At 58.1% G+C, this 21,967-nt stretch carries 24 protein-coding genes and 1 other annotated feature; of the genes, 14 read left to right on the top strand and 10 right to left on the bottom strand.

Going from position 1 to position 21,967, the window contains the following annotated elements; all coding sequences use genetic code 11:
• Nucleotides 1-29 precede the first annotated feature (29 nt).
• Nucleotides 30-410 carry an Hha toxicity modulator TomB gene (gene tomB, locus GKQ23_RS18535; protein ID WP_056240478.1) on the bottom strand — a complete coding sequence of 127 codons (381 nt, stop codon included), beginning with the start codon at nucleotides 408-410 and terminating at the stop codon, nucleotides 30-32.
• A gap of 135 nt (nucleotides 411-545) precedes the next feature.
• Nucleotides 546-899: a hypothetical protein gene (locus GKQ23_RS18530; protein ID WP_056240476.1), complete on the bottom strand. Its 354-nt coding sequence runs from the start codon at nucleotides 897-899 to the stop codon at nucleotides 546-548.
• 290 nt (nucleotides 900-1,189) lie between these two features.
• Here GKQ23_RS18530 and GKQ23_RS24100 point away from each other — a divergent pair, with 290 nt between their 5' ends.
• From GKQ23_RS24100 to GKQ23_RS18515, 4 genes are read left to right on the top strand one after another with little or no spacing between them, the layout of a single operon-like run.
• A complete protein-coding gene (locus GKQ23_RS24100; protein ID WP_255354469.1) occupies nucleotides 1,190-1,318 on the top strand; it encodes a hypothetical protein in 129 nt (42 codons plus the stop codon).
• Nucleotides 1,315-2,004 carry a metal ABC transporter ATP-binding protein gene (locus tag GKQ23_RS18525; RefSeq protein ID WP_249168430.1) on the top strand — a complete coding sequence of 230 codons (690 nt, stop codon included), beginning with the start codon at nucleotides 1,315-1,317 and terminating at the stop codon, nucleotides 2,002-2,004. The genes GKQ23_RS24100 and GKQ23_RS18525 overlap by 4 nt, the downstream gene beginning before the upstream one ends.
• Nucleotides 2,001-2,864 (top strand): metal ABC transporter permease, encoded by an 864-nt coding sequence (locus GKQ23_RS18520; RefSeq protein ID WP_056240473.1) that lies wholly within the window; start codon nucleotides 2,001-2,003, stop codon nucleotides 2,862-2,864. Before GKQ23_RS18525 ends, GKQ23_RS18520 begins: the two co-directional genes overlap by 4 nt.
• A gap of 2 nt (nucleotides 2,865-2,866) precedes the next feature.
• Entirely contained in the window at nucleotides 2,867-3,745 is an 879-nt protein-coding gene (locus GKQ23_RS18515; protein ID WP_056240471.1) for a metal ABC transporter substrate-binding protein, read from the top strand.
• 148 nt (nucleotides 3,746-3,893) lie between these two features.
• On the opposite strand, the gene ykgO is transcribed toward GKQ23_RS18515, so the two are convergent.
• The 4 genes from ykgO to GKQ23_RS18495 form a co-directional block, all read right to left on the bottom strand.
• Nucleotides 3,894-4,019 (bottom strand): type B 50S ribosomal protein L36, encoded by a 126-nt coding sequence (gene ykgO, locus GKQ23_RS18510; RefSeq protein ID WP_056240468.1) that lies wholly within the window; start codon nucleotides 4,017-4,019, stop codon nucleotides 3,894-3,896.
• Between the two features lie 10 nt (nucleotides 4,020-4,029).
• The gene (locus GKQ23_RS18505; protein WP_212409125.1) at nucleotides 4,030-4,290 is read right to left on the bottom strand and encodes a type B 50S ribosomal protein L31; all 261 of its coding nucleotides are present in this window, start codon (nucleotides 4,288-4,290) and stop codon (nucleotides 4,030-4,032) included.
• 178 nt (nucleotides 4,291-4,468) lie between these two features.
• Entirely contained in the window at nucleotides 4,469-7,615 is a 3,147-nt protein-coding gene (gene acrB, locus GKQ23_RS18500) for a multidrug efflux RND transporter permease subunit AcrB (RefSeq protein ID WP_212409124.1), read from the bottom strand.
• A 16-nt stretch (nucleotides 7,616-7,631) separates the two neighbouring features.
• On the bottom strand, nucleotides 7,632-8,837 hold the full coding sequence (locus tag GKQ23_RS18495; protein WP_212409123.1) for an efflux RND transporter periplasmic adaptor subunit: 1,206 nt from the start codon (nucleotides 8,835-8,837) through the stop codon (nucleotides 7,632-7,634).
• 138 nt (nucleotides 8,838-8,975) lie between these two features.
• Between GKQ23_RS18495 and acrR the strand changes: the two genes are divergently transcribed.
• Nucleotides 8,976-9,614, top strand: a complete 639-nt coding sequence (gene acrR, locus GKQ23_RS18490) for a multidrug efflux transporter transcriptional repressor AcrR (protein ID WP_212409122.1) — start codon at nucleotides 8,976-8,978, stop codon at nucleotides 9,612-9,614.
• A 134-nt stretch (nucleotides 9,615-9,748) separates the two neighbouring features.
• Here the strand turns inward: acrR and rsmS are convergent, their stop codons facing one another.
• Both rsmS and priC read right to left on the bottom strand, forming a co-directional pair.
• The gene (rsmS, locus tag GKQ23_RS18485) at nucleotides 9,749-9,895 is read right to left on the bottom strand and encodes a pleiotropic regulatory protein RsmS (protein ID WP_212409121.1); all 147 of its coding nucleotides are present in this window, start codon (nucleotides 9,893-9,895) and stop codon (nucleotides 9,749-9,751) included.
• A 50-nt stretch (nucleotides 9,896-9,945) separates the two neighbouring features.
• Nucleotides 9,946-10,482, bottom strand: a complete 537-nt coding sequence (priC, locus tag GKQ23_RS18480) for a primosomal replication protein PriC (RefSeq protein WP_212409120.1) — start codon at nucleotides 10,480-10,482, stop codon at nucleotides 9,946-9,948.
• Nucleotides 10,483-10,581: 99 nt separating this feature from the next.
• On the opposite strand from priC, the gene GKQ23_RS18475 reads away from it, so the two are divergent.
• Nucleotides 10,582-10,959: a DUF454 family protein gene (locus GKQ23_RS18475; RefSeq protein ID WP_056240444.1), complete on the top strand. Its 378-nt coding sequence runs from the start codon at nucleotides 10,582-10,584 to the stop codon at nucleotides 10,957-10,959.
• 156 nt (nucleotides 10,960-11,115) lie between these two features.
• Entirely contained in the window at nucleotides 11,116-11,667 is a 552-nt protein-coding gene (apt, locus tag GKQ23_RS18470; protein WP_056240440.1) for an adenine phosphoribosyltransferase, read from the top strand.
• A 105-nt stretch (nucleotides 11,668-11,772) separates the two neighbouring features.
• On the opposite strand, the gene GKQ23_RS18465 is transcribed toward apt, so the two are convergent.
• Nucleotides 11,773-12,309, bottom strand: coding sequence for a hypothetical protein (locus GKQ23_RS18465; protein WP_212409119.1), 537 nt, complete (start codon nucleotides 12,307-12,309; stop codon nucleotides 11,773-11,775).
• A gap of 338 nt (nucleotides 12,310-12,647) precedes the next feature.
• On the opposite strand from GKQ23_RS18465, the gene dnaX reads away from it, so the two are divergent.
• From dnaX to htpG, 4 genes are all read left to right on the top strand, one after another.
• A complete protein-coding gene (dnaX, locus tag GKQ23_RS18460; protein WP_212409118.1) occupies nucleotides 12,648-14,780 on the top strand; it encodes a DNA polymerase III subunit gamma/tau in 2,133 nt (710 codons plus the stop codon).
• Nucleotides 14,119-14,180 (top strand) — a sequence feature (DnaX frameshifting element). (Overlaps the previous gene by 62 nt.)
• Before the next feature lie 52 nt (nucleotides 14,781-14,832).
• Nucleotides 14,833-15,162, top strand: coding sequence for a YbaB/EbfC family nucleoid-associated protein (locus tag GKQ23_RS18455; protein ID WP_056240426.1), 330 nt, complete (start codon nucleotides 14,833-14,835; stop codon nucleotides 15,160-15,162).
• Nucleotides 15,162-15,767, top strand: coding sequence for a recombination mediator RecR (recR, locus tag GKQ23_RS18450; RefSeq protein WP_056240423.1), 606 nt, complete (start codon nucleotides 15,162-15,164; stop codon nucleotides 15,765-15,767). The genes GKQ23_RS18455 and recR overlap by 1 nt, the downstream gene beginning before the upstream one ends.
• A 100-nt stretch (nucleotides 15,768-15,867) precedes the next feature.
• On the top strand, nucleotides 15,868-17,742 hold the full coding sequence (gene htpG / locus GKQ23_RS18445; protein ID WP_056240420.1) for a molecular chaperone HtpG: 1,875 nt from the start codon (nucleotides 15,868-15,870) through the stop codon (nucleotides 17,740-17,742).
• Nucleotides 17,743-17,895: 153 nt separating this feature from the next.
• On the opposite strand, the gene GKQ23_RS18440 is transcribed toward htpG, so the two are convergent.
• Nucleotides 17,896-18,771, bottom strand: a complete 876-nt coding sequence (locus GKQ23_RS18440) for a LysR substrate-binding domain-containing protein (protein ID WP_056240418.1) — start codon at nucleotides 18,769-18,771, stop codon at nucleotides 17,896-17,898.
• 275 nt (nucleotides 18,772-19,046) lie between these two features.
• Here GKQ23_RS18440 and GKQ23_RS18435 point away from each other — a divergent pair, with 275 nt between their 5' ends.
• The 3 genes from GKQ23_RS18435 to hemH all read left to right on the top strand — a co-directional run bounded on the left by GKQ23_RS18435 (nucleotide 19,047) and on the right by hemH (nucleotide 21,764).
• Nucleotides 19,047-19,949: a DMT family transporter gene (locus GKQ23_RS18435; protein WP_212409117.1), complete on the top strand. Its 903-nt coding sequence runs from the start codon at nucleotides 19,047-19,049 to the stop codon at nucleotides 19,947-19,949.
• 93 nt (nucleotides 19,950-20,042) lie between these two features.
• Nucleotides 20,043-20,687 carry an adenylate kinase gene (adk, locus tag GKQ23_RS18430; RefSeq protein ID WP_056240573.1) on the top strand — a complete coding sequence of 215 codons (645 nt, stop codon included), beginning with the start codon at nucleotides 20,043-20,045 and terminating at the stop codon, nucleotides 20,685-20,687.
• A 117-nt stretch (nucleotides 20,688-20,804) separates the two neighbouring features.
• Entirely contained in the window at nucleotides 20,805-21,764 is a 960-nt protein-coding gene (gene hemH, locus GKQ23_RS18425) for a ferrochelatase (RefSeq protein ID WP_212409116.1), read from the top strand.
• Nucleotides 21,765-21,967 lie beyond the last annotated feature (203 nt).

Raw genomic sequence — 21,967 nt, 5'->3', positions numbered from 1 at the left:
TTAAACCGTAAAAAAAGAGTAGGGAGTTGCTAGAAAGAGTGGCTAGGTTGTATCTGGCCGGCTGCTGCGTCTTCTGCAAAAATGCTTAACAGTCGTTTAGCCGATTTTTGCCAGCGCTGCAGATCCTGAACATTAATGCCATAGTTGCTGAACAACATAAAGGTATCGTCGAGAAACTCATCAATCTGACTAATCAGAAGATGCTCTTCCACATGCTTGATTTTGTAATTCACTGTAAATGCAGCAATATGTTCAATCAGCTCGTTAAGCTGTAAATTGGTTGCTGAAGTGGGATCATTAACCCAGCCGTGATGACTGTCACCCAATGTTGCCATGCTTTCATCGTACAGGTTTTCACATAAGAATTTCAGCTGGGCAATATCATGCCTTTTCGGTGAGTATTCGTCCATCGTTTTCCCCTCCGCAGCGAGCGAAACATGCCGTTTAACAGAGCTTTTAAACAGGTTATGGCAGGAAGTGATAATTACTGCATTTTTAATGCGGCTGAAACAACAGCATTAAAAGGTTGAACAAAACACGAATCATTACAGTTCTTCAGACATCGTGCTGCGATCGTCGTCGATAAAATCAAAGGTCATCGCATTCGCCTGGCAGGTAACGTTGACCGAAAAGTTGGTCAATTCCTCTGCATCAATATCGAGACAGCCGTTAAACAGGTTCCAGCGAAAGCTGTAATTCATTTTATATCGCGTCTGGTCGATCGGTTCCAGCGAAATAATTTTTATACTATTTGGAACATAATGCGCATCAGATGAATACCATGCAAGTGAACCGATCAAATCGTTCTCAATTTTGGGAATAATCTGTTCGATTTCCTGCTTTAATTCTAGCGGGGTTCTTGGGGTTTGACGATATTCTAATGGTAAAGTTCTGTGCATTTTCCCTCCTGAAGGTTAATTTTTACTAATACCCCTCGACGTTTAATTTGGCAATATCCTGAGCATTGTCGGCTCGGTGCCAGCCTATCTTAATGATTTAACACTCGATTATCGGCTGGGGCCTGGCGATTTTTGTGGGGGATTATTCACTTACTTGAATAGAGTTAATACTACTCCATTCGGCATCGTAGCAGACGCAATGAAATAACTGGATACATTTTTATCTTTCCTCCGCGTCCCACAAGGGCGTACATTATTGTTATGTTATAACATATTAATCTGACTCTGACATGAACCGACCCCCTTTCTTTATGCGTTTCGGCACGCTACTCAGCGCCCCGGCCTGGGCTCGCGCCGTAATGATGTTGATCGTTGTTCTGGTGCTGGTGCTGGCGACCCGTTGGGCGGGCGCCCAGTGATTCTCTTAAACAGTCTGATGGTGGGCTACCAGCGTCAGGCAGTTGCGCCGGCGTTGAGCGGTGAGTTTATCCGCGGAAGTATGACCGCGCTGGTCGGCGCTAACGGCAGCGGCAAGTCATCGCTGCTGAAAACGCTGTGCGGCATGCTGCCGCCGGTCAGCGGTTCCCTGAACTTTACCGGTGCCCGTCCGCAGATTGCCTGGCTGCCACAGCAGGCCGACATCGAAAAAAGCGTGCCCTTAACCGTTTTCGACCTGGTGGCCATGGGGTTCTGGCATCGCTGCGGCTGGTTTGGCGGCATCAGCCGCGCACAGCGTGAGCAGGTGATGCAGGCGCTGCAGCAGGTCAGAATGACCGCGTTTGCCGGTGCGTCACCGGCGACGCTTTCCGGGGGACAACTGCAGCGGATACTGTTTGCCCGTCTGCTGATCCAGGATGCCGAACTGCTGTTGCTGGATGAACCCTTCAGCGGCGTCGACAGCGACACCGTCGCCCTGCTGCTGACGCTGCTGGCCGAGCGCCACCGCGCGGGATGTACGCTGATCGTGGTGCTGCATGATATGGCAACCGTGGCTGAGCATTTTCCGCAGGTGTTGAGGCTGCATAGCGATCGCGGCGAATGGCGCAGCCGCGATGACGGCAGCAGCGGTGTACGCCCGGTGGCGCGCGGAGGGGCCTGCGCATGATGCTGATCCAGCCGTTCATCGAGTTCGGGTTTATGCGCCGCGCGCTGGTCGCCTGCGTGGCCCTGTCACTCAGCGCCACGCCGCTTGGTGTCTTTCTGCTGCTGCGACGTATGAGCCTGGTCGGCGACGCGTTGTCGCACGCGGTGCTACCCGGTGCCGCTATTGGCTACCTGATCTCCGGGCTGTCGCTGGTGGCGATGGGCGTGGGGGGCGCGATTGCCGGACTGACGGTAGCGCTGCTCTCCGGCGCGGTTAGCCGCTTTACCCCGCTGCGTGAAGATGCCAGCTTTGCCGGGTTTTACCTGGGATCGCTGGCGCTGGGCGTCACCCTGGTCTCGCTACGCGGCTCCAGCGTTGACCTGCTGCACGTGCTGTTTGGTTCCCTGCTGGCGGTTGATACCCCCTCCATCGAACTGGTCAGCGGCATCAGCAGCCTGACGCTGCTGGCGCTGGCGCTGATCTACCGCCCGCTGGTGATTGACGTGTTTGATCCGACCTTTCTGCGGGCGCAGGGGCGCTGGACTCCGGCGCTGGTACACGGCGTTTTTCTGCTGCTGGTGGTGATTAATCTGGTGGCCGGTTTCCAGGTGCTGGGCACCCTGATGAGCGTAGGGCTGATGATGTTACCGGCGGCCAGCGCCCGTTTCTGGAGCCGTCATCTCTCCGGTACCCTGGCCGCCGCCATGATGCTGGCGGTCACCGCCAGCATCGGCGGTCTGTATGCCTCATTCTGGCTCTCTTTACCTGCCGGCCCGGCGGTGGTGCTGGGGGCGGCGCTGCTGTTCTTTATTTCCATTTTATTTGGACCCTGCGGCGGCATTCTGACCGCGCGCGGCATCCTGTTTAAGGCAAAGGAGTAAACATGAAAAAATTACCAATCGTGATGGCGCTGTCTGCAGCGTTAATTGCCCCGGGCGTGATGGCGAAAACCGTGCAGGTGGTCGCCAGCTTTACCGTGCTGGCGGACATCGTAAAAAACGTCGGCGGTGAACACGTGGCGGTGAAGAGCCTGGTCGGCCCGAACGGCGATCCGCACAGCTTCGAACCGACGCCGAAGGACAGCCAGGCGCTGGCGCGCGCTGATTTAGTGGTGGTCAGTGGGCTGGGGCTGGAAGGGTGGATGGATCGCCTGATTAACGCCTCAGGCTATAAAGGCAGGACGCTGGTGGCATCAACCGGGATTGATACGCGAAAAATGGAAGAGGATGGCCAGACCATCACCGATCCCCACGCCTGGAACAGCATGCAAAACGGCGTTGTCTACGCGACTAACGTGATGAACGCCCTGATTGCCGCCGATCCGGACGATGCGGCGGCGATCCGTAAAAGCGGGCAGGCCTATATTCAGCAACTGCAACAGCTGGACAGCTGGGCGCAGCAGACGCTGGCCGCGGTGCCGCAGCAGCAACGTAAGGTGCTGACCAGCCACGATGCGTTTGGCTATTTCGGCCAGCGCTACGGCGTCAGCTTCCTCTCCCCGGTGGGCTTCTCTACTGAATCTGAAGCCAGCGCGTCTGACGTGGCCGGGCTGATTACCCAGCTGAAGAAAGAGCATATTCACACCTACTTTATCGAGAACCAGACCGATCCGCGTCTGGTGCAGCAGATCGCGTCGGCGACCGGGGCGAAGTCCGGCGGCGAGCTCTATCCTGAAGCCCTGAGCGAAAAAGGAGGAAAAGCCGACAGCTATGTGGCGGCGTTTAAGCACAACGTCAATGCTATGGTCGCGGGCATGAAGTAAGCGCAGAGGGCGGCTCAGAAGGCCGCCCCTGTTTGATCGGAAAGCCTCCCCGTTGCCTGAACCTGCCCCGTCTGCCCCATAAAAAAAGGAGGAAGCTTGCGCTTCCCCCTTTGCGATGACGACATGGCTTTGCAATCAACGTTGTTTTTTAACCCTGTACCGCTTTAAAGCGTGGGTTACTTTTGCAGATCACAAATACGCGGCCGTGGCGGCGGACGATTTTGCAATCTTTGTGGCGCTTTTTGGCCGAAGCCAGAGAACTCAGTACCTGCATGATCGGATCCTTATTTTTTCATCGCGCCAAGAAAACCGCCAAACCGCTGGCTGAAGCGTGCGGCGCTGCCTTCTTTAGCAAACTCTTTCTGTTTACCGGTGTAGTAAACGTGTGAGGCGGAAGAGACGTCCAGCGGCACGTAGGGCATCTCTTTACCGTCGTGCTGGATGGTTCGGTCGGTTTTGATGGTGGAACCCACCACAAAGTAAGCATCGGCCGTGGTGTCATGGAACACCACCTGGCGGTAGGCAGGATGGATACCCTGTTTCATTGGTCACTCCGTATTCTGTGTTATGTTATACTATAACAATAGTATGCGCCGCTCTGTAGCCAATTGCAACCCCTCTTGGTGTGCGTTTTAAATCCTGCAAGGTAAAAAGCAGGCCTGTGAGCCGGGCAAAAAAAAGAGGCCGCATAAGCGGCCTCTCAGTTAGAACGACGGACAACGGTTACGGATGCTTCACCGGATGGCTGTGCTCAATGTCTTCTTTATTTTTGCTAAAGCGGCGGCGAACCACCACGAAGAACACCGGCACGAAGAAGATCGCCAAGACGGTTGCAGTCACCATCCCGCCCATTACGCCAGTACCGACGGCGTTCTGCGCGCCAGATCCGGCACCGGTGCTGATGGTCAGCGGCAGTACCCCGAGGATAAATGCCAGTGAGGTCATCAGAATCGGACGCAGACGCATACGGACGGCTTCCAGCGTGGCCTCAACCAGGCCTTTGCCCTCCTTCTCCATCAGGTCCTTAGCGAACTCGACGATCAGGATGGCGTTCTTCGCCGATAGTCCTATGGTGGTGAGTAGCCCTACCACGAAGTAGACGTCATTACTCAGGCCACGCAGCGTGGTAAAGATCAGCGCACCGACCACCCCGAGCGGAACCACCAGCATTACTGAGAACGGAATTGACCAGCTCTCGTACAGCGCTGCCAGGCACAGGAACACCACAATCAGCGAGATGGCATACAGTGCCGGAGCCTGGTTACCGGACAGACGTTCCTGATAGGACATACCGGTCCACTGATAACCAATACCGGAAGGCAGTTTGCCGGCCAGCTGTTCCATCAGATTCATGGCATCACCGGAGCTTTTGCCCGGGCCTGGCTGGCCTAACAGCTCCATAGACGGCAGGCCGTTATAACGCTCCAGACGCGGAGAACCGTAGATCCACTTACCGGTGGCGAAGGTATCGAAGGAGACCATCTCACCGCTGCTGGAACGTACGTACCAGTTACCGATATCCTTCGGCAGCATACGGTAAGGCGCTTCACCCATTACGTAGACTTTCTTCACGCGGCCGCGGTCAATAAAGTCATTGACGTAGGAGCCGCCCCAGGTAGCACGTAACGTGGTGTTGATATCGGAAAGTGATACCCCCATCGCCTGCGCTTTCTCCTGGTCGATTGTCAGCTTGTACTGTGGCGTATCTTCCAGCCCATTTGGACGAACGCCGACCAGCGTATCCGGATGCTGGGCAATCATTCCCAGCAGCTGGTTACGCGCCGCGGTCAGTTTTTCATGGCCAAGGCCACCCTGATCGACCAGCTGGAAGTCAAACCCGGTCGCCGTGCCCAGCTCAATAATCGCCGGCAGGTTGAACGGAATTACCATTGCATCGCGGATTGACGACAGCGCACCAAAGGCTCGCCCGGCAATGGCCGGTACTTTATTCTCGGCACCCGGACGATCTTCCCACGGTTTCAGGCTGACAAAGGCAATACCGGTGTTCTGGCCACGACCCGCGAAGCCAAAGCCGTTAACGGTAAACACGGAGTTTACGGTGGCTTTTTCATCGTTCAGATAGTAGTCAGTCACCTGATCCAGCACCTTCTGGGTACGCTCCTGCGTTGCACCCGCTGGCAGCTGGGCCATGGTCAGGAACACCCCCTGATCTTCTTCCGGCAGGAAGGAGGAGGGCAGGCGCATAAACAGCACGGCCATGCCTACCACGATCAGCAGATAAAGCACCAGATAGCGGCCGGTACTGCGAATGATATGGCCCACGCTATCGGTATAGTGATGGGTGCTCTTATCAAACATGCGGTTAAACCAGCCGAAGAAACCGGTGGTTTTACCGTGCTCGCCTTTGGCAATCGGTTTCAGCATGGTGGCACAGAGCGCCGGGGTCAGCACCAGGGCGACAATCACCGACAGCACCATCGCCGAAACAATGGTGATCGAGAACTGACGATAGATAACCCCGGTCGAGCCGCCGAAGAAGGCCATCGGGATAAATACCGCTGACAGCACCAGGGCAATACCGACCAGCGCGCCCTGGATCTGATCCATCGACTTACGGGTAGCTTCTTTTGGCGGCAGGCCCTCTTCGGTCATTACACGCTCAACGTTTTCTACTACCACGATGGCGTCATCCACCAGCAGACCGATCGCCAGCACCATACCAAACATGGTCAGGGTGTTTATCGAGTAACCAAAGGCACTGATAATGGCAAATGTCCCCAGCAGCACCACCGGTACCGCAATGGTGGGAATAAGCGTGGCACGGAAGTTCTGCAGGAACAGGTACATCACCAGGAACACCAGCACGATCGCTTCGACGAGGGTTTTCACCACTTCGTTAATGGAGATCTGCACGAATGGCGTGGTGTCATACGGGTAAACCACCTTCAGCCCTGACGGGAAGAAGGGTTCCAGCTTGGCCAGCTCGGCTTTCACCGCCGCAGCGGTATCCAGTGCGTTAGCGCCGGTAGCCAGCTTGATCCCGAGGCCGGAAGCCGGTTTGCCATTGTAGCGGGCAATGATGTCGTAGTTTTCACCCCCCAGCTCAATGTGCGAGACGTCTTTCAGCAACACGCGGGAACCGTCGGTGTTCACCTTTAGCAGGATCTTACCGAACTCTTCTGCCGAGGTCAGACGGGTCTGCGCAATGATTGAGGCGTTAAGCTGCTGGCCGGCAACCGGCGGTGACCCACCCAGCTGACCCGCCGCCACCTGGGCGTTCTGAGTATTGATTGCGGCGATCACGTCGACCGGGGTCAGCGAGTAGTTGTTCAGCTTGTGCGGATCCATCCAGATACGCATTGCGTACTGCGAACCAAACAGCTGGGTATCACCCACGCCGGGCACGCGGCTGATCGGATCTTTAATGTTCGATCCGACATAGTCCGCGATGTCGTTCTGGGTCATGGTGCCGTCTTCATTGATGAAGCCGGCCACCATCAGGAAGCTGCTGGAGGATTTCTTAACCTGAATCCCCTGCTGCTGTACTTCCTGCGGCAGCAGCGTCATCGCCAGCTGCAGTTTGTTCTGCACCTGCACCTGGGCGATATCGGCGTTGGTCCCGGACTCGAAGGTCAGCGTCAGCTGCAGCGATCCGCTGGAGTCACTGGCTGAGCTCATGTACATCAGACCGTCGATGCCGTTCATGTTTTGTTCAATAACCTGCGTGACGGAGTCCTGCAGGGTTTTTGCATCGGCACCCGGGTAGTTTGCCGTGACCTCAATCGCCGGTGGAGCAACGTTAGGATATTGCTCGATCGGCAGTTTAAGAATCGACAACGCACCCGCCAGCATAATAATGATGGCGATTACCCAGGCAAAGATGGGGCGATCGATAAAAAACTTAGCCATGAATCAGTGGCTCCTGTTAAGACTTCGGTTGTTCAGACTGCGCCTGAGGCTTGGATGCATCCGCTTTAGCGCCGTCTTCGCTCACTTCCTGGGGCGTGACTGCCGCGCCTGGCTTGACGCGCTGCAGGCCGGAAATGATAACCTTGTCACCCTCCTTCAGCCCGCCGGTCACCAGCCACTTATCGCCAATTGCCTGGTCAGCGGTCAGGTTACGCACTTCAACCTTGTTATCCGCGCCCACCACCATTGCCGTTGCCTGGCCGGTCGGAGTACGGGTAACGCCCTGCTGTGGAACCAGCAGCGCATTCGGGTTGGTGCCTTCTTCCAGACGCGCACGCACGAACATGCCCGGCAGCAGGCTGTGGTCCGGGTTAGGGAACACGGCACGCAGGGTGATAGAACCGGTCGTTTCGTCGACGGTCACATCAGAGAATTCTAATGTACCGCTCTGCGGGAACTCGTTACCATTCTGCATCAACAGTTTGACCTGAGCCTTGCCGTTAGCCTGCTGCAGCGTACCGGCGTTCAGTTCATCACGCAGGCGCATAAACTCTTCGCTGGACTGGGTGACGTCAACGTAGATCGGATCAAGCTGCTGTACGGTAGCCAGCGCGTTGGTCTGGCCGCTCTGCACCAGTGCACCTTCGGTGACCGATGACTTACCTACGCGTCCGCTAATTGGAGAGGTCACTTTGGTGTACGCAAGATTAATACGTGCCGTTTCCACAGAGGCCTGTGCGGCCTGAACGGCAGCAGCAGTCTGGCTCTGGGTGGCCGCAGCCGTATCGTAATCCTGCTGGCTGATATATTTGGTGCCCAGCAGCGGCTTGTAGCGTTTGACGGTTAAGGCCGCAATCTGTGCGTTGGCCTGCGCCTGGGCGAGGTCGCCTTTGGCACTGGCGTAGGCGGCCTGGTAGGTTGCCGGATCAATCTGGTAAAGCGACTGGCCCGCCTGGATATCACTGCCTTCAACAAAATTACGTTTCAGAATGATACCCGAAACCTGTGGACGCACTTCCGCGATGCGGAAAGACGACGTGCGGCCCGGCAGGTCAGTGGTGATCTTAAGTGGAGCACTTTTCAGCGTGACGATACCGACTTCAGGCGCCTGGCCCTGACCGCCTTGTTGTCCCTCATTTTTATTGTCACATCCTGTTAGCATTAAGCTGCCTGAGAGAATCAGAACGGCCGCCAGAGGCGTTAACCCTCTGTTTTTGTTCATAAATAAACCTCGTGTCCGGTATCAAATGTCCAGTGGATCACAAACGCACAAAGCCATGCTGCGTTTAAATTATGGTCGTGCTATGGTACATACATTCGGAAATGTATGTAAATCTGGCATTTTGTAAAAGTCACCCCTATGGCACGAAATACCAAACAGCAGGCGCAGGAAACACGCAATCACATCATCGATGCGGCGATTGAGCGCTTTTCAGAACACGGCGTATCAAAAACGTCACTCGCTGATATCGCGGCAGCCGCTGGGGTTACGCGGGGTGCCATCTACTGGCATTTTAAAAATAAAACCGATTTACTGAATGAAATCTGGGCGCAGTCCGAGTCGGCGATGGCCGAGCTGGAACTTGAGTATTATGCAAAATACCCGGCAGATCCACTGTCTGTTATGCGTTCAATGATTATCTATGTGCTTGATGCCGCTGCTACCGACCCGCGCAGGCGCGCGCTGATGGAAATTATCTATCACAAATGTGAGTTTGTCGGCGAAATGACCACCCTGCAGATGATGCAGCAAAACCTCTATCTGGAGTGTTATGAAAAGATAGAAGAGGTTTTACAGGCGTGTATTGTCGCCGGGCTGTTGCCGGCGAACCTGAATACTCGCCTGGCGGCTATTGTGATGCGCGGCTACATCAGCGGCATTATGGAAAACTGGCTGTTTATGCCGGACAGTTTTGATCTGGCCGCCGAGGTGCCGCAGCTGGTCGATACGCTGATCGAGATGCTAGAGCACTGCCCGACGCTGCGCCTGCCCGGCTGATGAAAGTTTCGCGAAACGGTTAAGCCTCGCCTGGCCTGATGCGCACACCGCACTGACGTCAGGCATACCCGTATGAAGATAATCACGCTGCACGATGTACCATTCCCGCTACGTCTCTGACCGGTTCGGCATCGTCAGACCGCAGCCACCTTACGCTCAAAATCTCTTCTGACAATTTCCAGCGCTGCCAGCACCGTTTCCGGGGCGATCTGGTGCTCTTCCAGTAACATAATCAAATCGACAGCGAGTTTGACCTCTTCAGGTGCCGTTTCGAGCGACATAGCTTCTCCTTGATACTCCGGTCAGATGACAGATGAATGACGCCGCGCCGTTAAAGCCCGCGTTCACGATTCTCAATGCCACGCTCAATGCGTTTCAGCGCCTGCAGGCAGCGCTGCAGGCGGCCCTCCAGCGCCGCTACCTCACGCTGCAGCTGTTGCTGCTGTGCCAGCGTCTCCTGCACCGCCAGCAGGCTTTCACGATCGGCGATCATACCGCGCAGCCGCCGCTCATAGCCCTGGTGTTCAGACAGCTTCTCATACAGGTTCTCTTTAACGTTCACCGGCGCGGTTTCCTTACCGCGCAGTGACATCGTCGCCAGCTCGCGCTGTAGCGCGCTCATCTGCAGCACCACCCGTTCCGCCATCCAGCCGACGCGTTCGGCACGGCCATCCTGTACGCTCTGCTTCAGCTGCGCCAGCGTCTGACGGATCTCCGCCAGGTAATCCCCAAGCCGGGTGGAGTGGCTGTGAAACAGCTGCTCATCAAAGCGCGCCTTGCGGGTACTTTTCGTGGCGTGCGGCGCAACGGCCTGGGCAAGTTGTTCCAGCTTTGCGTCAAGCTGCTGCAGTAAACCAGCACTTTTCATTTTCGTCTCCGTGGCAGTCTGCGGGCTATGATACGCTGGTGGCTCTGCTGATTCAGGTTCGGCCGGCTGATTTTCAGGCCGGATGCCTAAGGCCCAACGATGCAACGTTACATTCTACTGATTATTGGCTGGCTGGCGATAGTGCTGGCAACGCTGGGCGTGATCCTGCCGCTGTTGCCGACCACGCCGTTTCTGCTGCTGGCCGCCTGGTGTTTTGCCCGCTCCTCGCCGCGTTTTCATCACTGGCTGTTGCACCGCTCGCCGTTTGGCCGCTATCTGCGCCACTGGCAGCAGCATCGGGCGATGCCGCCGGGGGCGAAAGGGCGCGCGATTGCGGTGATCCTGGTGAGCTTTGCCTTCTCGCTGTGGATGGTGAAGATACTGTGGGTTCGCCTGCTGCTGCTGGCGATGCTCTGCGTCCTGCTGGTATTTATGATCCGCCTGCCGGTGGTTGATGAATCGCAAGAAAAGCGGTGATTTTGCCTGACATGGTTGCAATTGCCCGACGATTTGCATAGATTTGGTCGTTTTCGTGCGCGGCTTCCCCTCAACGTTTGAATTTCACTCCGCCGGATACCGGTCAGGGTGAAAGAGGCTGCGCGAAATTGATTTGTATTCACCAGGCACAAGATTATGACCGCGACTGCGCAGCAGCTTGAAATTATTGAAAACAGTATCAAAAGCATCCAGGATTACCCTAAGCCGGGTATCCTGTTTCGTGACGTTACCAGCCTGCTGGAAGACCCGAAAGCGTATGCGCTGAGCATTGAACTGTTGGTGGATCGCTACCGTCACGCGGGCATCACCAAAGTGGTGGGCACCGAAGCACGCGGCTTCCTGTTCGGTGCTCCGGTAGCGCTGGCGCTGGGCGTTGGCTTTGTACCTGTGCGTAAGCCGGGCAAACTGCCGCGTAAAACCTTCGCCGAAAGCTACGAGCTGGAGTACGGCACCGACCAGCTGGAGCTGCACTGTGATGCCATCCAGCCGGGCGACGTGGTGCTGGTGGTGGATGACCTGCTGGCCACCGGCGGCACCATTGAAGCGACCGTCAAGCTGATCCGCCGCGCCGGCGGTGAAGTAAAGGACGCCGCCTTCATTATCAACCTGTTTGACCTGACCGGTGAATCGCGCCTGAAGGCGCTGGGCGTAGAGAGCTACAGTCTGGTCAACTTCCCGGGTCACTAAGATCCGTTAACGGGCTTGCTGTGGCTGGCCCGTTTTCCCCGGCGGGCCCGCTGAACGGCTAGCCCGGTATCCCGGTGTTGGATGTGACCTGAACCCAGGGCACTATCATTGACGTCCGGGCAGCGGTGGTTGAGGTGAGGCCATCCCTTCAGGCTGCAGAAAATCGAGCTGCGGCAGCCGCGCAAAGCGAATCTCACGCTGATTGACCGCCTGCAACACCTCTTCTGTACAGTCCTCCTCTCCCGCAGAGGCCAGTGCCAGCTGCGCGGGCAGTACCAGGCCAGTACCGTGCTTTTTCCGCCATTTCTCTGCTTCGTCCAGAATGATTTTTTTTAGATCGTCGCTGACCGTCCGCTCCTCCCGCTCAAACTGCTGATCGAGCATCTGCTCCGCATTAGCGATTACCCGCTGCTGTTCCGCCGCGGGCGACTGCTGATAGTCGTTATGCACCTGTTGCAGCCCCTGACGAAAATGCAGCGCCAGTTTATCCAGATGCGCGCGTCCGGCTTTACCCGGCGTGGAATCTGCGATTACTTTCTCAATGTCCAGCAGGGCGATCGCCGGGGCAGGGTGCCTCTGCTGCCAGAACAGCCAGCCGAGCGCCAGCACCATCAGGCTGATAAGGGTAAAGACAAATTTCATTTGAGGGTCTCATCGTTAAATCAGGCATGAAGCCGGGCGGCAAATCTGGCGGGTTTTTAAGGCGGTTTTGTTGCATTAAATGTGATTTTTCTTCAGATGAATTATTTTAAGAAAATAAAGCAAAAAGATCCCCGATGAGGGGGACCTTTTCATAATTGGTATAACCACGATGTGATTTTTTTGTTATCAACCGGTCTGCGACGTTATTTTACGGCAACCTTCAGGCGTGCCGGGCGGCTGCGGCCCGGCTCATCGCCGGTGACAGGAACCGCGACGACCAGGTGGGGTTTCTGTTATAGTATCCGTCTTAAACTGGGTAAAAAAATGATGAAGTCCGAATGAGCTATCAGGTACTGGCCCGCAAGTGGCGTCCACAAGCGTTTACCGATGTTGTCGGTCAGGAACATGTCCTGACCGCACTGGCTAACGGCCTGTCGCTGGGGCGTATCCACCACGCTTATCTGTTTTCCGGCACCCGTGGCGTCGGTAAAACCAGTATTGCCCGCCTGTTGGCAAAAGGGCTGAACTGTGAAACCGGCATCACCGCGACGCCGTGCGGCAAGTGCGATAACTGCCGCGAAATCGAACAGGGGCGCTTCGTTGACCTGATTGAGATCGACGCCGCCTCGCGCACCAAGGTCGAAGACACCCGCGATCTGCTGGATAACGTGCAGTACGCACCGGCGCGCGGCCGCTTTAAAGTCTATCTGATCGATGAAGTGCACATGCTGTCGCGTCACAGCTTCAATGCGCTGCTGAAAACCCTGGAAGAGCCGCCGGAACACGTTAAGTTCCTGCTGGCCACCACCGATCCGCAGAAGCTGCCGGTGACCATCCTGTCGCGGTGCCTGCAGTTTCATCTGAAAGCACTCGATCAGGTACAGATCCGCAGCCAGCTGGAGCACGTGCTGCAGGCTGAGCAGATCGCGGCGGAAACCCGCGCGCTGCAGCTGCTGGCCCGCGCCGCGGACGGCAGCATGCGTGACGCGCTGAGCCTGACCGATCAGGCGATCGCCATGGGGCAGGGGCAGGTTACCACCGCCACGGTCAGCGACATGCTCGGTACCCTGGATGATGAGCAGCCGCTGGCGCTGATTGAAGCGCTGACCGCCGCCGACGGCGCGCAGGTGATGGCGCTGCTCAACCAGGCGGCGGCCCGCGGCGTGGAGTGGGAGGCTCTGCTGGTGGAGATGCTGACCCTGCTGCACCGCATTGCCATGGTGCAGCTGCTGCCTTCGGCGCTCGGTGAAGAGATGGCGGCGATTGAGCAACGCCTGCGTGAACTGGCGCGCGTGCTGCCGCCGGCCGACGTGCAGCTGTTCTATCAAACCCTGCTGGTGGGCCGTAAAGAGCTGCCGCTGGCACCGGATCGGCGCATGGGGGTTGAGATGACCCTGCTGCGCGCGCTGGCGTTTCACCCGAAAGCGGTCATCGCCGAACCGGTGGCGCGTCCGCAGCTGGTCGCGCAGGTGGTGCCTGCGCCAGCGGCTGATTCCGCGCCGGCAGCGCCACCTGCGCGTGCGTCCGGCGTCGCTTCAGCACCCGCTGCGCCCGCCCGTCCATCCGCTGCGCCGTCGGCCCCCCCGTTAGCGACCCGGCCGGCCGGCCCGGCCGTGGACCAGGCCGATGGCCCGGCGGATTTCGCTCCGCCGCACGGTCAGCCGTCTGCTGCCGCACAGGCCAGACCCGCTGAGCCCGCGCACGGCCAGCCGCTTGCCACCGCGCAGACCAGACCCGCTGAGCCACCGCCCGGCGGGCTGTCGGAGACCACCAGTCAGTTACTGCAGGCGCGCACTCAGCTGCTGCGCCAGCAGGGAGCAAACAAAGCAAAAAAGAGTGAGCCGGCAGCGCAAAGTGCGCGGCCGGCGAGTTCGGCCCTGGAACGGCTGGCTAACGTTACCGAGCGCGGTCAGCAGCGGTTGCAGCAGGCCGCCAGCGAGGCTGCCCCGGTAAAAGAGGAGGCCTACCGCTGGAAGGCCTTAACGCCGACCGAAATCAAAGCCGCGCCGGTCGCCACGCCGAAGGCGCTGCGCACCGCGCTGGAACATGAAAAGACCCCGGAGCTGATCGCCCGGCTGACGGTAGAAGCGCAGCAGCGCGACGCCTGGGCCGCCGAGATCGCCACGCTGCCGATGCCACGTCTGGTGCAACAGCTGGCGCTGAACGCCTGGAAAGAGGTCACGGAGCAGGGCATCTGCCTGCACCTGCGTTCCAGCCAGCGCCACCTGAACTCGCCGTCGGCGCAAAAGGCGCTGAGCGACGCGTTAAACGCGTCGGGCGCAGCGCCGGTTGAATTAACCGTGGTGGAAGATGATAATCCGGCGGTGCTGACGCCGCTGGAGTGGCGGCAAAAAATTTATGAAGAGAAGCTGGCGCAGGCGCGCCAGTCGATTAGTGCAGATACGCATATTCAGACGCTGCGGCGGTTCTTCGACGCTGACGTTGATGAAGAGAGTATTCGTCCTGTGTAACCCGCCGCAGCAGCATAACGTTGCTGTGGCCTGAGCTTAAGAGAGAGAACCTATGTTTGGTAAAGGCGGATTGGGCAACCTGATGAAGCAGGCCCAGCAGATGCAGGACAAAATGGCGCAGGTGCAGGAAGAGATCGCCGCGATGGAAGTGACCGGCGAGTCCGGTGCCGGTCTGGTTAAGGTCACCATCAACGGTGCGCACAACTGCCGTCGCGTGGAAGTTGACCCGAGCCTGCTGGAAGATGACAAAGATATGCTGGAAGACCTGGTCGCCGCAGCATTTAACGACGCCGCACGCCGCGTAGCCGAAGCGCAGAAAGAGAAGATGGCCGGCGTCTCTTCCGGTATGCAGCTGCCGCCTGGCTTCAAGATGCCGTTCTGATGCAGACCAGCCCGCTCCTTGAAGCCTTAATGGAGTCGCTGCGCTGCCTGCCGGGCGTTGGGCCGAAATCGGCCCAGCGTATGGCGTTCCAGCTGCTGCAGCGGGACCGCAGCGGCGGCATGCGGCTGGCGCAGGCGCTGACCCGCGCCATGTCCGAAATTGGCCACTGCGCCGACTGCCGCACCTTCACCGAACAGGAGATCTGCACCATCTGCGCTAACCCGCGGCGGCAGCAGAACGGCCTGATCTGTGTGGTGGAAACCCCGGCCGACATTCATGCCATTGAGCAGACCGGACAGTTTGCCGGCCGCTACTTTGTGCTGATGGGGCACCTGTCGCCGCTGGACGGTATCGGTCCGAACGATATCGGTCTGGACAGGCTGGAGCAGCGGCTGGAGCGTGAGTCGATTCAGGAACTGATCCTCGCCACCAACCCAACGGTGGAAGGGGAGGCAACCGCCAACTACATCGCCAGCCTGTGTGAGCAGTATGGCGTGGAAGCCAGCCGCATCGCCCACGGCGTGCCGGTGGGCGGCGAACTGGAGATGGTTGACGGCACCACACTGTCGCACTCGCTGGCCGGTCGTCGCAAGATGATTTTCTGAACAATCAACGGCACGAACTCTCGTGCCGCCTTGAAATAGTTTTTTCCCGTCCCCATCTCTGGTCTCAACGTTCATCAACCTGTTTTTAGTTGAGGTAGCAATGACCATGAAAGGACAAGAGACCCGTGGCTTCCAGTCAGAAGTGAAGCAGCTGCTGCACCTGATGATCCACTCGCTCTATTCAAACAAAGAAATCTTCCTGCGTGAGCTGATCTCCAACGCCTCGGACGCCGCCGACAAGCTGCGTTTCCGCGCGTTGTCCACCCCGGATCTCTACGAGGGTGACGGTGAGCTGCGCGTGCGGGTTTCCGTTGATAAGGAAAAACGCACCCTGACGCTGAGCGATAACGGCATCGGTATGCGTCGTGACGAAGTCATTGAAAACCTTGGCACCATCGCCAAATCCGGCACCAAATCCTTCCTCGAATCACTGGGTTCAGACCAGGCGAAAGACAGCCAGCTGATCGGCCAGTTCGGCGTTGGCTTCTACTCGGCGTTTATCGTGGCGGACAAAGTGACCGTGCGTACCCGCGCGGCCGGTGCAGCGGCGGATGAAGGCGTGTTCTGGGAGTCCGCCGGCGAGGGCGAATACACCCTGGCAGAGATTGAAAAAGCCGATCGCGGCACCGAGATCACCCTGCACCTGCGCGAAGGCGAAGACGAGTTCCTCGACGCCTGGCGCGTGCGCAGCATCATCAGCAAATACTCAGACCACATCGCCCTGCCGGTTGAGATCGAATCCCGCAACGAAGAAGAAGACACCACCAGCTGGGAGAAGATCAACAAGGCACAGGCGCTGTGGACGCGTAACAAGTCTGACGTCAGCGAAGACGAGTACAAAGAGTTCTACAAGCACGTGGCACACGACTTCAGCGACCCGCTGACCTGGAGCCATAACCGCGTGGAAGGCAAGCAGGAATACACCAGCCTGCTCTATATCCCGGCCAAAGCGCCGTGGGACATGTGGAACCGCGATCACAAGCACGGCCTGAAGCTCTACGTGCAGCGCGTGTTTATCATGGACGACGCAGAGCAGTTCATGCCGAACTACCTGCGCTTCGTCAAAGGCCTGATCGACTCCAGCGATCTGCCGCTCAACGTCTCCCGCGAAATCCTGCAGGACAGCCGTATCACCCAGACCCTGCGCGGTGCACTGACTAAGCGCTCGCTGCAGATGCTGGAGAAAGTGGCGAAGGATGACGAAGAGAAGTATCAGTCGTTCTGGCAGCAGTTCGGCCTGGCGCTGAAGGAAGGCCCGGCGGAAGACAGCGCTAACATTGAAACTATTGCTAAGCTGCTGCGCTTCGCCTCCACCAGCAGCGACGGTGCGGCGCAGACCGTGTCGCTGGAAGATTACCTGACCCGCATGGTCGAAGGGCAGGAGAAAATCTACTACATCACCGCTGACAGCTACGCCGCCGCCAAGAGCAGCCCGCACCTGGAGCTGTTCCGCAAGAAAGGCATCGAAGTGCTGCTGCTCTCCGATCGCATCGACGAATGGATGATGAGCTATCTGACCGAGTTCGACGGTAAGCCGTTCCAGTCGGTGAGCAAGGCCGACGAGTCGCTGGACAAGCTGGCGGACGACGAAACCGAAGAGCAGAAAGAGGCCGGTAAGGCGCTGGAGCCGTTCGTGGAGCGTGTGAAAACGCTGCTGGGCGAGCGCGTAAAAGAGGTGCGTCTGACCCACCGTCTGACCGACACCCCGGCTATCGTTACCACCGAAGCCAGCGATATGAGCACCCAGATGGCCAAGCTGTTCGCAGCGGCGGGCCAGGACGTCCCTGAGGTGAAATACCTGTTCGAGCTGAATCCGGACCACGCGCTGGTGAAACGCGCGGCCGATACCCAGGATGAAGCGCGCTTCGCCGAGTGGATCGAGCTGCTGCTGGAGCAGGCGCTGTTAGCCGAGAAAGGCACGCTGGATGACCCTAACCAGTTTATCCGCCGCATGAACCAGCTGCTGCTGGGCTAACCGACCGCTACGCTGTCGGCAATAAAAACCGCCGCTGGGGCTGCTCAGCGGCGGTTTTTTTATGCCTTCGCAACCTCCCTGTTTGATGTCAGCAGCGTTTTCCCTGCTGCTCTGGACGCCTCGCGGCGTTGCCGCCTGCATTCCTGCAGTGACTCAGCCCGCCAGCACCGCCTCCTCCAGCAGCCAGCGGCGGAACAGGCCGATCTCCCGCTCCTCGCTGCGCGAGGCTTTCACCATCATCCAGGTAGCGCGATCCACTTCGGCAAAGCCCAGCGGCGCAATCAGCGTGCCTTCCCGGATCTCTTTCTTCACCAGGATCTGCGGCGTCATGATGATGCCCATGCCGTTGCGCGCAGCCTGAATCGCCAGCGTCAGGTTATCAAAGTGGCGTCCGGCCCAGAAATCCCCGCGCGCACCGGTCTTTTTCGCCCACTCGGCCCACGCATGCGGTTTGGTATCGGCATGCAGCAGCGGCAGGGTGGAGAAGTCGGTTTCAACGGTAAAGCCTTTAACCAGGGAGGGGGCGCACACCGGGCCGATGCTATCGACGGCGATCGGCGTGGCGGCAATATCCTCCTGCAACGCCTGCTCGTGGCTGAGGATCAGCACGTCGGTGTGTTCGCTGCGTACCTTATCGATATCGACGTGGGTTTGAAAGGTCAGCGCAATCTCACCGTGGCGCTCGCTGAAGCGGCTGATGCGCGGGATCAGCCACTGCGCCAGAAAACTCGGCGCGCAGGATACGGTCAGGCTGTGCAGATTGCGCGCGCGGATCTTCTCACAGGTGGTCTCAATCTGGCTGAAGGTCTGCATGCAGCACACCTTCAGGCGCTCCCCGTCCGACGTCAGCTGCACCCGGCCACTGGTTCGTAAAAACACCGGTTTACCCAGCCACTCCTCCAGCAGCTTGATCTGATGGCTGACCGCGCTGTGCGTCACGTTGAGCGACTGCGCCGCCAGGCTGAAACTTTGATGCAGCGCCGCCTGGTGAAAATAGCGCAGCGCGCGCAGTGATGGAAGTCCTGGCATAGGCCTGCCCTGTTAGAAAAATTCACAGTAAGTGTCTGTTTATATCATTTTAAAGTCCAGTCCGTTTTCCCTACTCTCAACTGGTTATCATCACGTTCACAGGAGAATCACGGGTAGCACTGTGTCAGTCTGTTATCTGAAGTTACAGGGGGTTCCTGTGTATCTCCGCTCAGTACAGCGGAGGTTCACTGCACAATAACGTAGCCTGCTGTCCCTTCGGGCTGTTTCACGGCCGTGCCGGGAACGGAAATCGGGAGAATTTTGGGAGATAAAAAATGAGCAATATGCTGCCGTTGAACGGCAATACGATCGGTATTCTGGGTGGGATCATCCTCAGCACCGATTCGGTGTTTATCCGCATGATGGGCATCGCTGACTCCTGGCTGATCGTCGCCCTCAGAGGCGTGCTGATGTGGGGGATCTGCCTGCTGGTGTGGTGCTGCTGGCGGCAGAGCCGTAGCATGCTTGGCTCGCCCTGGCTGACCAGGGACAACGTGCTCTCCACGCTGTTTTTTTGCGTCTCATCGGCCTGCTTTGTTAACGCGCTGAACCGCGGCAACGTGGCAACCGTGCTGGTGATTATCTCCGCCACGCCGTTTATCTCTGCGCTTATTTCCCGGCTGTTTTTCGGCATAAAAAGCGACCGCAGCGTCATGCTGGCCGCGCTGGCGGCAATGACTGGGGTGACGATCGTAATGTCCGGCCGCGGCGTTGATGACAGCGCCGTCGCCAACCTGTTTGCGCTGGGTACGGCGGTCTCGATGGCGCTGGCCTTTATCTTCAGCTCGCGGGTCAGCGGCGGAACGCTGGTGCTGCCTTCGCTGGGTGCGATACTGGCTTCGGTCCTGATCGCACTGTGGTCCGGCGGCACGCTGGTCAGCGGCCTGGAACAGCTCAGCCCGGCGCAGTATGGCTGGGTAGTGGCCGAAGGTGCGCTGGTTATGCCGCTGGCGATGGGATTAATTACGCTGTCGACGCGATTTGTTTCACCGGCCAACGCCGGGCTGTTCCTGCTGCTGGAAACCGCGCTGGCACCGTTATGGATGTTTCTGTTCCTTGGTGAAGTGCCGACGATTCAGGCAGTTATTGGCGGTGGCATCATTATCATCGCGGTGATCTCACAGAGCCTGCATGCCCGCCGACAGGGCGCGCCGGCGGGCCAGGCCGATGCGGGATAAGTTCCTGTTACCTTGTGATGCGCGGGGCATGATGGTATGTTCTTGCCCTCAGATATCATGAACTTTAAAGCAATTCGCAAGGGGATTTACGCAATGCGTATTATTCTGCTCGGGGCTCCGGGTGCAGGAAAGGGGACTCAGGCCCAGTTTATTATGGAGAAATACGGTATTCCGCAAATCTCCACCGGTGACATGCTGCGTGCTGCAGTGAAAGCAGGCTCAGAACTGGGGCTGCAGGCCAAAGAGATTATGGATGCCGGTAAACTGGTGACTGACGAACTGGTGATTGCGCTGGTCAAAGAGCGCATCGCTCAGGAAGACTGCCGCAACGGTTTCCTGCTGGACGGCTTCCCGCGCACCATCCCTCAGGCGGATGCCATGAAGGACGCCGGTATCAGGGTCGACAACGTGCTGGAATTCGCGGTACCTGACGAACTGATCGTTGAGCGTATTATTGGCCGCCGTGTGCACACACCTTCTGGCCGCGTCTACCACGTCACCTTCAATCCACCGAAGGTTGAAGGTAAAGACGATGCGACCGGCGAAGAGCTGACCACCCGTAAGGACGATCAGGAAGAGACCGTGCGTAAGCGCCTGGTGGAATACCATCAGATGACCGCACCGCTGATTGCTTACTACAGCAAAGAAGCGGCCGCCGGTAACACCGCGTACCACAAGATCGACGGCACCCGTAAGGTAGCCGAAGTCAGCGCCGAGCTGGCTAAAATCCTCGGTTAATCCGTTCCGGGGCCGACGATTGTCGGCCCCTGTTACAGCAACAGCTACATCCCCCGCCATTTTCCGCTAGAATAAGCCTCGTTTTCATTTCCTCCGTTTGCCATGAAAGGATGAACCATGCGGCAAGATAAGCCCGGTGTACTGCTGGTGAATTTAGGCACGCCTGATGCCCCCACCACGCCCGCCGTCAAACGCTACCTGAAACAGTTCCTCAGTGACCCGCGCGTGGTGGATTCGCCCCGCTGGCTGTGGTGGCCGATTCTGAATCTCGGTATTTTGCCGATTCGCTCACCGCGCGTAGCGAAGCTCTACGCCTCGGTGTGGACGGAAGAAGGTTCGCCGCTGCTGGTTTACAGCAAGCGCCAGCGCGATGCGCTGGCCGCGCGGCTGGACATGCCGGTGGCGCTGGGGATGTCTTACGGCAACCCGAGCCTGAAAAGCGCGCTGGATCAGCTGATGGCGCAGGGCGTAAACCGGCTGATCGTGCTGCCGCTTTACCCGCAGTTCTCCTGTTCCACCGTTGCCGCGGTCTGGGACGGTATTACAAAGGTCTTTGCCGGCTATCGTAGCCTGCCGACCGTGCAGTTTATCCGCGACTACGCCGAGCATCCGGCCTATATCGCCGCGCTGGCCGCTTCAGTGCAACGTTCGTTTACGCAACACGGCAAGCCGGACCTGCTGGTGGGTTCCTTCCACGGCATACCGCAGCGTTTTGCCAACGAGGGTGATGATTATCCGCAGCGCTGCTATGACACCTTCGACGCGCTTAAGGCCGCGCTTGGCCTCGGTGAAAGCGAAGCGATGCTCACCTTCCAGTCGCGCTTTGGCCGCGAACCCTGGCTGATGCCGTACACCGACGAAACCATGAAGGGGCTGCCGGCCAAAGGCATTAAGCACGTGCAGATTATGAGCCCGGGCTTCTCCTCTGACTGTCTGGAAACGCTGGAAGAGATCAACGGAGAAAACCGCGAGATCTTCCTGCACGCGGGCGGCACGCGCTTTGAATATATTCCGGCGCTGAACGACGACGAAGAACACATCACCATGATGCTGGAGCTGGTTAACGCTTACCGCTGACGGCCCCCGCCGGTGAACGGCAGCTGATAAGCCAGTCTGTGCTGAGTCAGGCTTTTCACCGGCGATAAGCGTTAACGGCCCTGTTGCCGTTACCGCTGTGCCAGAGGCATTAATCAGACCTGCCAAATCCCCGAGGCCTGCTTACGGCCCGCGAAACGCCACCGGATTGCGCAAATCCGCCCGACCGGTTGCTGAGACGGTCA

Origin of the sequence: Erwinia sp. E602, from assembly GCF_018141005.1 — a bacterium.
Classification (GTDB): Bacteria; Pseudomonadota; Gammaproteobacteria; order Enterobacterales; family Enterobacteriaceae; genus Erwinia.
Note: the sequence above shows the minus strand (reverse complement) of the source record. Positions and strands in the feature narration are given on the sequence as shown.

Bases quoted from the DNA above. Each gene is read 5' to 3' on its own strand.
- tomB (WP_056240478.1), bottom strand. From the start codon at position 410: ATGGACGAATACTCACCGAAAAGGCATGATATTGCCCAGCTGAAATTC.
- GKQ23_RS18530 (WP_056240476.1), bottom strand. From the start codon at position 899: ATGCACAGAACTTTACCATTAGAATATCGTCAAACCCCAAGAACCCCG.
- GKQ23_RS24100 (WP_255354469.1), top strand. From the start codon at position 1,190: ATGAACCGACCCCCTTTCTTTATGCGTTTCGGCACGCTACTCAGCGCC.
- GKQ23_RS18520 (WP_056240473.1), top strand. From the start codon at position 2,001: ATGATGCTGATCCAGCCGTTCATCGAGTTCGGGTTTATGCGCCGCGCG.
- GKQ23_RS18515 (WP_056240471.1), top strand. From the start codon at position 2,867: ATGAAAAAATTACCAATCGTGATGGCGCTGTCTGCAGCGTTAATTGCC.
- ykgO (WP_056240468.1), bottom strand. From the start codon at position 4,019: ATGCAGGTACTGAGTTCTCTGGCTTCGGCCAAAAAGCGCCACAAAGAT.
- GKQ23_RS18505 (WP_212409125.1), bottom strand. From the start codon at position 4,290: ATGAAACAGGGTATCCATCCTGCCTACCGCCAGGTGGTGTTCCATGAC.
- acrB (WP_212409124.1), bottom strand. From the start codon at position 7,615: ATGGCTAAGTTTTTTATCGATCGCCCCATCTTTGCCTGGGTAATCGCC.
- GKQ23_RS18495 (WP_212409123.1), bottom strand. From the start codon at position 8,837: ATGAACAAAAACAGAGGGTTAACGCCTCTGGCGGCCGTTCTGATTCTC.
- acrR (WP_212409122.1), top strand. From the start codon at position 8,976: ATGGCACGAAATACCAAACAGCAGGCGCAGGAAACACGCAATCACATC.
- rsmS (WP_212409121.1), bottom strand. From the start codon at position 9,895: ATGTCGCTCGAAACGGCACCTGAAGAGGTCAAACTCGCTGTCGATTTG.
- priC (WP_212409120.1), bottom strand. From the start codon at position 10,482: ATGAAAAGTGCTGGTTTACTGCAGCAGCTTGACGCAAAGCTGGAACAA.
- GKQ23_RS18475 (WP_056240444.1), top strand. From the start codon at position 10,582: ATGCAACGTTACATTCTACTGATTATTGGCTGGCTGGCGATAGTGCTG.
- apt (WP_056240440.1), top strand. From the start codon at position 11,116: ATGACCGCGACTGCGCAGCAGCTTGAAATTATTGAAAACAGTATCAAA.
- GKQ23_RS18465 (WP_212409119.1), bottom strand. From the start codon at position 12,309: ATGAAATTTGTCTTTACCCTTATCAGCCTGATGGTGCTGGCGCTCGGC.
- dnaX (WP_212409118.1), top strand. From the start codon at position 12,648: ATGAGCTATCAGGTACTGGCCCGCAAGTGGCGTCCACAAGCGTTTACC.
- GKQ23_RS18455 (WP_056240426.1), top strand. From the start codon at position 14,833: ATGTTTGGTAAAGGCGGATTGGGCAACCTGATGAAGCAGGCCCAGCAG.
- recR (WP_056240423.1), top strand. From the start codon at position 15,162: ATGCAGACCAGCCCGCTCCTTGAAGCCTTAATGGAGTCGCTGCGCTGC.
- htpG (WP_056240420.1), top strand. From the start codon at position 15,868: ATGACCATGAAAGGACAAGAGACCCGTGGCTTCCAGTCAGAAGTGAAG.
- GKQ23_RS18440 (WP_056240418.1), bottom strand. From the start codon at position 18,771: ATGCCAGGACTTCCATCACTGCGCGCGCTGCGCTATTTTCACCAGGCG.
- GKQ23_RS18435 (WP_212409117.1), top strand. From the start codon at position 19,047: ATGAGCAATATGCTGCCGTTGAACGGCAATACGATCGGTATTCTGGGT.
- adk (WP_056240573.1), top strand. From the start codon at position 20,043: ATGCGTATTATTCTGCTCGGGGCTCCGGGTGCAGGAAAGGGGACTCAG.
- hemH (WP_212409116.1), top strand. From the start codon at position 20,805: ATGCGGCAAGATAAGCCCGGTGTACTGCTGGTGAATTTAGGCACGCCT.